Origin of the sequence: Zoogloea sp. (genome assembly GCF_044344315.1) — a bacterium.
GTDB lineage: Bacteria > Pseudomonadota > Gammaproteobacteria > Burkholderiales > Rhodocyclaceae > Zoogloea.
In genome coordinates, this window is sequence record NZ_JBIJDC010000186.1 from 1 (window position 1) to 3,640 (window position 3,640).

4 protein-coding genes are annotated in these 3,640 nt (G+C 66.6%); all 4 read left to right on the forward strand.

Annotated features, from left to right (window positions below):
- On the forward strand, positions 1–483 hold a 483-nt coding region (locus ACIQ09_RS21890; RefSeq protein ID WP_398314493.1), incomplete at its 5' end, for a lyase family protein.
- A 20-nt stretch (positions 484–503) separates the two neighbouring features.
- Positions 504–1,811, forward strand: a complete 1,308-nt coding sequence (locus ACIQ09_RS21895; protein WP_398314495.1) for a dicarboxylate/amino acid:cation symporter — start codon at positions 504–506, stop codon at positions 1,809–1,811.
- A gap of 158 nt (positions 1,812–1,969) precedes the next feature.
- Entirely contained in the window at positions 1,970–2,662 is a 693-nt protein-coding gene (locus tag ACIQ09_RS21900) for a response regulator transcription factor (protein ID WP_398314497.1), read from the forward strand.
- A 20-nt stretch (positions 2,663–2,682) separates the two neighbouring features.
- The gene (locus tag ACIQ09_RS21905; RefSeq protein WP_398314499.1) at positions 2,683–3,447 is read left to right on the forward strand and encodes a sulfite exporter TauE/SafE family protein; all 765 of its coding nucleotides are present in this window, start codon (positions 2,683–2,685) and stop codon (positions 3,445–3,447) included.
- The last annotated feature ends 193 nt before the right edge of the window (positions 3,448–3,640 follow it).

A 3,640-nucleotide genomic window follows, 5' to 3' on the forward strand; every position in this document is an offset into this window, starting at 1 on the left:
CCGCCGCGCCAGGCCGGCTCCTCCATCATGCCGGGCAAGGTCAATCCGGTGATCCCCGAGGTGGTGAACCAGATCGCCTTCGAGGTCATCGGCAACGACATGACCGTCACCTTCGCCGCCGAGGCCGGTCAGCTCCAGCTCAACGCCTTCGAGCCCATCATCGCCCACAGCCTGTTCAAAAGCGTGCTGCACCTGACCAAGGGCTGCGTCGTGCTGGCCGATCGCTGCGTGGATGGCATCACCGCCAACCGGGACGCCCTGCGCGCCAGCGTCGAGCGCTCCATCGGCATCGTCACCGCGCTGAACCCCTACATCGGCTACGCCCACGCCACCGATGTGGCCGCCGAGGCCCATGCCAGCGGCCGCGGCGTAGCCGAGATCGTGCTGGAGCGCGGTCTGATGACCGCCGAGGCGCTTGCCGAGGTGTTGCGCCCCGAAGTGCTGACCCGTCCGCGCGCCCTGCCTGCCCGCAAGGTCGCCTGAGCCATCACCGGGATACGATCATGAAAGCCAACAAATCCTCACTGCTGATCTTTGCCGCGCTGATCCTCGGCATCCTCGTCGGCTATGTCTGCAACCAGGCCGCGCCGACTCCGGAAGCGGCCAGGGACATCGCCGGTTACTTCGGCGTCATCACCGACATCTTCCTGCGCCTGATCAAGATGATCATCGCGCCGCTGGTCTTTGCCACCCTGGTGTCGGGGCTGGCCAATATTGGTGACTCGAAAACCGTCGGCCGCATCGGCACCAAGGCGCTGGGCTGGTTCGTCGGTGCGTCGCTGGTATCGCTGGTGATCGGGCTGGTCTTTGCCAACCTGCTGCAGCCGGGCCACGCGCTCAACATGGCGCTGCCCGAGGCCGGCACCGCCACCAACCTGAAGACCGGCGCCCTCAACCTCAAGGACTTCATCACCCAGGTCTTCCCCAAGAGCATCATCGAAGCCATGGCCGGCAACTCGGTGCTGCAGATCCTGGTGTTCTCGGTGTTCTTCGGCCTGGCTCTGGGCAACCTGCACAGCCAGGCCGCCCGCAGCCTGGTGCAGACCATGGATGAAGTCGTCCATGTGATGCTCAAGGTCACCGACTACGTGATGCGCTTTGCCCCGCTGGGTGTCTTTGCTGCCGTCGCCTCGGTGGTTACCACCCAGGGCGTAGGCATGTTGAGTGTGTTCGGCAAGCTGCTGGCCAGCTTCTACATCGCCCTGTTCGTGCTGTGGGCGGTGCTCATCGGTGCCGGCTATCTGGTCCTCGGCCGCGACGTGTTCCGGCTCATCAAGCTGGTGCGCAGCCCCATGCTGCTGGGCTTCTCCACCGCCAGTAGCGAATCGGCCTACCCCAAGCTGATGGAACAGCTCGAGAAGTTCGGGGTGAAGAACCGGGTCACCGGCTTCGTGCTGCCCCTGGGCTATTCCTTCAACCTGGACGGCTCCATGCTCTACACCGGCTTTGCCGCCCTGTTCGTGGCCCAGGCCTACGGCATCCCCATGTCCCTCGGCGAGCAGATCACCATGCTGCTGGTGCTGATGGTCTCCAGCAAGGGCGTGGCCGGCGTGCCCCGTTCGTCCTTGGTGGTGGTCGCGGCCGTGTTGCCCATGTTCCATCTGCCCGAAGCCGGCCTGCTGCTGATCATGGGCATTGACCACTTCCTCGACATGGGGCGCACCGCCACCAATGTGCTTGGCAATGCCATCGCCACCGCCGCCGTCGCCAAGTGGGAGAAGGCCATCGACCCGGTGGACCCCAGCCTGGATGAAGTCGACGAAGCGCTGCCGGTTGCGGGTGAGCCTGGGCCTGCGAACGCCACGGTCTGAGCAATCCCTCCCTGTGCCTTCCTCCCTCGGGGGAGGCACGCTTGCCCGCCCCCCTTCCGGGGTCGGGCCCTTTTCTTCCGGTGTGTCCGCCCCGCAGCCGGCGGGATGTTTCTTTGTGCAGCCGCCCCAGCCCTCGAACCGTAACAAGGAAAAACCCCATGATGTGTTTGGCGCCCTTGCCCTCCATCCATCTTGTCACGCGGGATGTCGCTGCCTGCGGGCAGGTTGCTCTTCTGGCGAGCAGTCTGCCCTTTGGTTTCCGGGCCTGGCCGGATGCCGACAGCTTCCTGTCGGCGCTTGACCCCGAAGCCACCGGAGCCCTTCTCGTGGAGCTTGCCGGCACAGGCCCGGAACTGGCCTTGCTGGACCGGCTCGGCCCCCTGGGTGTGGACTTGCCCGTGATCGTGCTGGCCCGCGACGCCACCGTCGATCTGTGCCGGCGGGCCTTCAAGGCGGGAGCGCGAGAGTTCCTGCCCCTGCCCGCCGCGCAGGACAGCCTCCCCGATGTCCTGCGCAAGGCGGTGGGCCAGCATGCGCTTGAACGCCAGCGCCAGCAGCGCTCCCGCCATGCGCGCAGCCTCTACACCCGTCTCTCCGAGCGGGAGCGGGAGGTGCTGGGCCTGGTCGTGGCGGGCCTGACCAACAAGGAGATCGCCCGTGCTCTGGCCGTGTCGCCCCGCACAGTGGAGGTCCATCGCGCCCGCCTTGCCGGGAAACTGGAGACCGATTCCCTGGCCCAACTGGTAAGACAGTACGCCGATCTGGTGGACGAGGACGCCAGTCGTCCCGACCTGGTGTGCGGGCAGGCCTGGGGCGCGCCGTTGACGGTGGCCGCACGGCGCCCGGCCTGATGAGTTTCGGATTGCTCCCCATGCCCCTTGAGTTCATGTTTCTTGGCGCTGTCGCCTTCTTTGCCGGCATGGTCGATGCGGTGGTCGGAGGCGGCGGCCTGATCCAGATCCCCGTGCTGCTCAGCCATTATCCCCAGGTGGCCATTCCGACCCTGTTCGGCACCAACAAGCTGTCCAGCATCGCTGGCACCAGCGCCGCCCTGTGGCGCTATGCGCGGGCTGTGTCCATCCCTTGGAAGGTGGTGGTGCCGGCGGCGCTGGCTGCCCTGCTTGGCGCCTGGGGTGGCGCGGCCGTGGTTGCCTGGCTGCCCCGCGACGCGATGCGTCCTCTGGTGCTGGTCATGATGCTGGCGGTGGCCATCTACACCTTCCGGCGCAAAGACTTCGGCCACGCCGAAACCCGCGAGCTGACCCCGGCCGACCGCTGGCGCGCGGTGGCCTTCGGTGCCGTGATCGGTTTCTACGACGGCTTCTTTGGCCCGGGTACCGGCAGTTTCCTGATCTTCGGCTTCGTGCGCCTGTTCGGCATGGATTTCCTGCGCGCCTCGGCCAGCGCCAAGCTCATCAACGTGGCCACCAACGTCTCGGCCATCGGCTTCTTCGCCAGCCATGGCCCTCTGCTGTGGACCCTGGGGCTGGTGATGGCCGTGTGCAACCTGGCGGGTGCCCATGTGGGCACCTGGCTGGCCCTGCGCCGCGGCACCGCCTTCGTCCGGCAGGCTTTTCTGCTGGTGGTGTCGGTGCTCATCGCCAAGCTGGCGTGGGATATGGTGAAGGGAGGGTAGGGGCGGGGCCTGTGGGGCCGAATTCACTCGACCTTCCGCGGGTTGAGCCGTTACGGGACGGCGTTCCGGTGTTTGGCGTGACGTTGGCCGGGTGTTCGCCCCGGCGGGCGACCTACTTTCTTGCTTCGCCAAGAAAGTAGGCAAAGAAGGCGACCCGGCTTCACCGGTCGGCCTTCGGCCGACTCCCCTGCGC